Origin of the sequence: Megasphaera sp. DISK 18, from assembly GCF_001682955.1 — a bacterium.
GTDB lineage: Bacteria > Bacillota > Negativicutes > Veillonellales > Megasphaeraceae > Megasphaera > Megasphaera massiliensis.
Map to the genome: position 1 here is coordinate 1 of NZ_LUGJ01000057.1, position 3,306 is coordinate 3,306.

General features: G+C 52.5%; 3 protein-coding genes. 1 reads left to right on the forward strand and 2 read right to left on the reverse strand.

Annotated features, from left to right (window positions below):
• Positions 1 to 52 precede the first annotated feature (52 nt).
• Both ychF and A0U42_RS10425 read right to left on the reverse strand, forming a co-directional pair.
• Positions 53 to 1,159, reverse strand: a complete 1,107-nt coding sequence (ychF, locus tag A0U42_RS10420; RefSeq protein WP_065360922.1) for a redox-regulated ATPase YchF — start codon at positions 1,157 to 1,159, stop codon at positions 53 to 55.
• A gap of 14 nt (positions 1,160 to 1,173) precedes the next feature.
• A complete protein-coding gene (locus A0U42_RS10425; RefSeq protein ID WP_065360923.1) occupies positions 1,174 to 2,415 on the reverse strand; it encodes an LL-diaminopimelate aminotransferase in 1,242 nt (413 codons plus the stop codon).
• 217 nt (positions 2,416 to 2,632) lie between these two features.
• Here A0U42_RS10425 and A0U42_RS10430 point away from each other — a divergent pair, with 217 nt between their 5' ends.
• Positions 2,633 to 3,154, forward strand: a complete 522-nt coding sequence (locus A0U42_RS10430; RefSeq protein WP_044503216.1) for a flavodoxin — start codon at positions 2,633 to 2,635, stop codon at positions 3,152 to 3,154.
• Positions 3,155 to 3,306 lie beyond the last annotated feature (152 nt).

The window sequence follows — 3,306 nt, forward strand, 5'->3', positions numbered from 1 at the left end:
AAACTGGTGGTTTTGATTCGTATTTCAGAGGTTGTAAGATATTACCAGTTGATCAGACGTTGAAGCGGAAGTAGGTTACATCGCCGTCTTTCATGATGTAATCCTTTCCTTCCAGGCGGACGAGGCCCTTTTCTTTGGCACCTTGTTCGCTGCCGCAGGCGATGAGGTCGTCGTAGGAAACGATTTCAGCGCGGATGAAGCCCCGTTCGATGTCGGTGTGGATCTTGCCGGCAGCTTTCTGGGCTTTCGTGCCGTTGACGATGGTCCAGGCCCGGACTTCGTCGGCACCGGCCGTAAAGAAGTTGATCAGGCCTAAGAGGGCATAGCTGGCTTTGATGAGCTTATCGAGACCCGATTCGGGGAGTCCCAGTTCTTCTAAGAAGACGGCGGCTTCGTCGGCCGGAAGTTCGGCGATTTCGGCTTCGATTTTAGCTGAAACGGCGACGACCTGAGCCCCTTCTTGGGCGGCGTATTCTTCGACGCGCTTGACATTGGGGTTGGCGTCGGGATTGCCGGCTTCATCTTCAGCGACGTTGGCAATGTAGATGATGGGCTTCAAGGTCAGGAGATTGAGGTCTTTAACCTGAGGCAAGTCGTCCTTGGTAAGGCCTGCTTTGCGGGCCGGTTCGCCGTTTTCAAGGCAGGCGAGAACTTTTTTCAGGACGTCGTATTCGGCCTTGGCTTCTTTATCGCCGCACTGGGCGACTTTGGCGATGCGGTCGGCCCGTTTCTGCACCGTTTCCAAGTCTGCCAGGCAGAGCTCGGTATTGATCGTTTCGATATCGCGAATGGGGTCGATGGAGCCGTCGACGTGGGTGATGTTTGAATCTTCAAAGCAGCGGACGACTTCGGCGATGGCGTCGGTTTCACGGATATGGCTGAGGAATTTGTTGCCCAGACCTTCGCCCTTGGAGGCGCCGGCGACAAGGCCTGCGATATCGACGAAACGCATGACGGCGGGAATCGTTTTCTTCGGGTTATACATGTCGGTCAGGACCTGGATGCGCGGATCCGGTACTTCTACGATACCGACGTTCGGTTCAATCGTGCAGAAGGGATAGTTTGCCGCTTCTGCGCCGGCTTTGGTAATGGCATTGAAAAGGGTGCTCTTACCGACATTCGGCAAGCCGACGATGCCTACTTCCAAATTTGTACTCAATGGTTAAACCACCTTTATTTGAATAAATTTAAATTAGCGATGCGGTTGACGGCTTCAATCGTATTTTCTTTGGTGCCGAAGGCCGTCAGGCGGAGGTAGCCTTCGCCGTGGGGGCCAAAGCCCGAACCCGGTGTCGTTACGACGTGGGCTTTTTCGAGGAGGAGATCAAAGAAGTCCCAGCTCTTCATGCCGTTCGGTGTCTGTACCCAGGCGTACGGCGAGTTGGTAGCGCCGTAGACGGTGAAACCGGCTTTGGTCAGGCCGTCGCGGATGATGTGGGCATTTTCCATGTAGTACTTGACGTCAGCCAGGCACTGTTTCTGGCCTTCCGGGCTGTAGTAAGCTTCGGCAGCGCGCTGGACGATGTACGGTGTGCCGTTGAAGAAGGTGCACTGACGACGGTTCCACAAGGGATTGAGTTCGACGGCCGTGCCGTCTTTTTTATAAGCCGTGCAGGCGTGGGGAACGACGACGTAGGAGCAGCGGGTGCCCGTGAAGCCGGCACATTTGGAGTAGGAGCGCAGTTCGATGGCGACTTCTTTGGCCCCTTCGACTTCAAAGATGCTGTGAGGAACGTCCGGTTCAGTGATGTACGTTTCATAGGCCGAGTCATAGATGATGATGAAGTTATTTTTCTTTGCCGCTGCGACCCAGTTTGCCAGTTCTTCTTTGCTCATGGCCGTGCCTGTCGGGTTGGAAGGGTTGCAGAGGTAGACGATGTCGACTTTTTCCGTCGGCGGTACGGCTTTGAAACCGTTTTCCGGCGTGCAGGGAAGGTAGACGACGCCGTCATAGATGCCCTTTTCGGCATTCCATTCGCCCGTATGGCCGCACATGACGTTGGAGTCGAGGTAGACCGGGTAGACCGGATCGGCTACGGCGAATTTGAGGTCACTGCCGAAGATTTCCTGGATGCAGGCAACATCCGTTTTCGCACCGTCACCGACGAAGACTTCGTCAAGATCGAGGTCGATGCCCCGTGTTTTATAGTCACCGTCGATGATGGCTTGGCGGAGGAAGTCATAGCCCTGTTCCGGACCGTAGCCGCGGAAGGTTTCGGCTTTGCCCATTTCGTCGACGGCTTTATGCATGGCGTCGATGATGGCCGATGCCAGGGGACGGGTGACGTCGCCGATGCCGAGACGGATGATATTCGCTTCCGGATGTGCTTTGGAGTAAGCTTCTACTTTCTTTGCAATCGTCGCAAAGAGGTAATTTCCGGGGAGTTTCAAGTAGTTTTCATTTACGTGAGCCATAAATGGACCTCCTTATGTTCGTTGATAGTAAAAATCTGTTAGCTCCTTTATTTTACTACATTATATGGACATTGGAAAGGTAAGGGGAGGGCGGCAGGCATGAGAAAATGAAATGGCTTCCATTTATGATAGTGATTGAACAGCTTATCGTTTTGCCGTATAATGAAATTATAATCAGTATTTTTAGGCCCATCGAGCCGGGAGGAGTGACCTGTCTATGGATTATAAGGGGAAAAAATGTCTCATTGCTTATTTTTCACATGCCGGTATGAATTATGTCAGCGGTAAGATTGTCAATCTTAAGGTTGGTAATACGGAGCAGGCGGCTAAGATGATCGGCCGCATGACCGGCGGGGACCTCTTTCATATCCGGGCAGCAGCCGTCTATCCTCATGAGTATAAAGAAACGGTCTCCCTGGCCCGCCATGAATGGGAAAAGAGGCTTCGGCCGGCCTTATCAAAGGATCTTGACGATATCAGCGGTTACGATCTCATCTTTCTCGGCTATCCCAATTGGTGCGGAACCATGCCTATGGCCCTGTGGACCTTCTTAGAAAATCACGATTTTTCCGGCAAAACCATCTATCCTTTCTGCACCCATGAAGGGAGCGGTATCGGCCGCAGTCTGGAAGACATCCATGAACTTTGCCCCAAGGCCGTGCTGGGGTCGCACCTGGCTATTTTAGGTTCGACCGTTCAGGATGCCGAAGACGATGTGCGCCGCTGGCTGAACGAATAAGTTTTTGCATATAAAAAGCACTGTTCCTCGGAACAGTGCTTCTTTTTAGGCTCTTTGTCAAATGTTGGGGTGCCAACTAAATCATCCACCGCGAATGGACGTGAGTGAGTTTTCCTCGCTCTCGTCCATTTATTTTTTTAGTTTCTTAAGGA

Bases quoted from the DNA above. Each gene is read 5' to 3' on its own strand.
- A0U42_RS10425 (WP_065360923.1), bottom strand. From the start codon at position 2,415: ATGGCTCACGTAAATGAAAACTACTTGAAACTCCCCGGAAATTACCTC.
- A0U42_RS10430 (WP_044503216.1), top strand. From the start codon at position 2,633: ATGGATTATAAGGGGAAAAAATGTCTCATTGCTTATTTTTCACATGCC.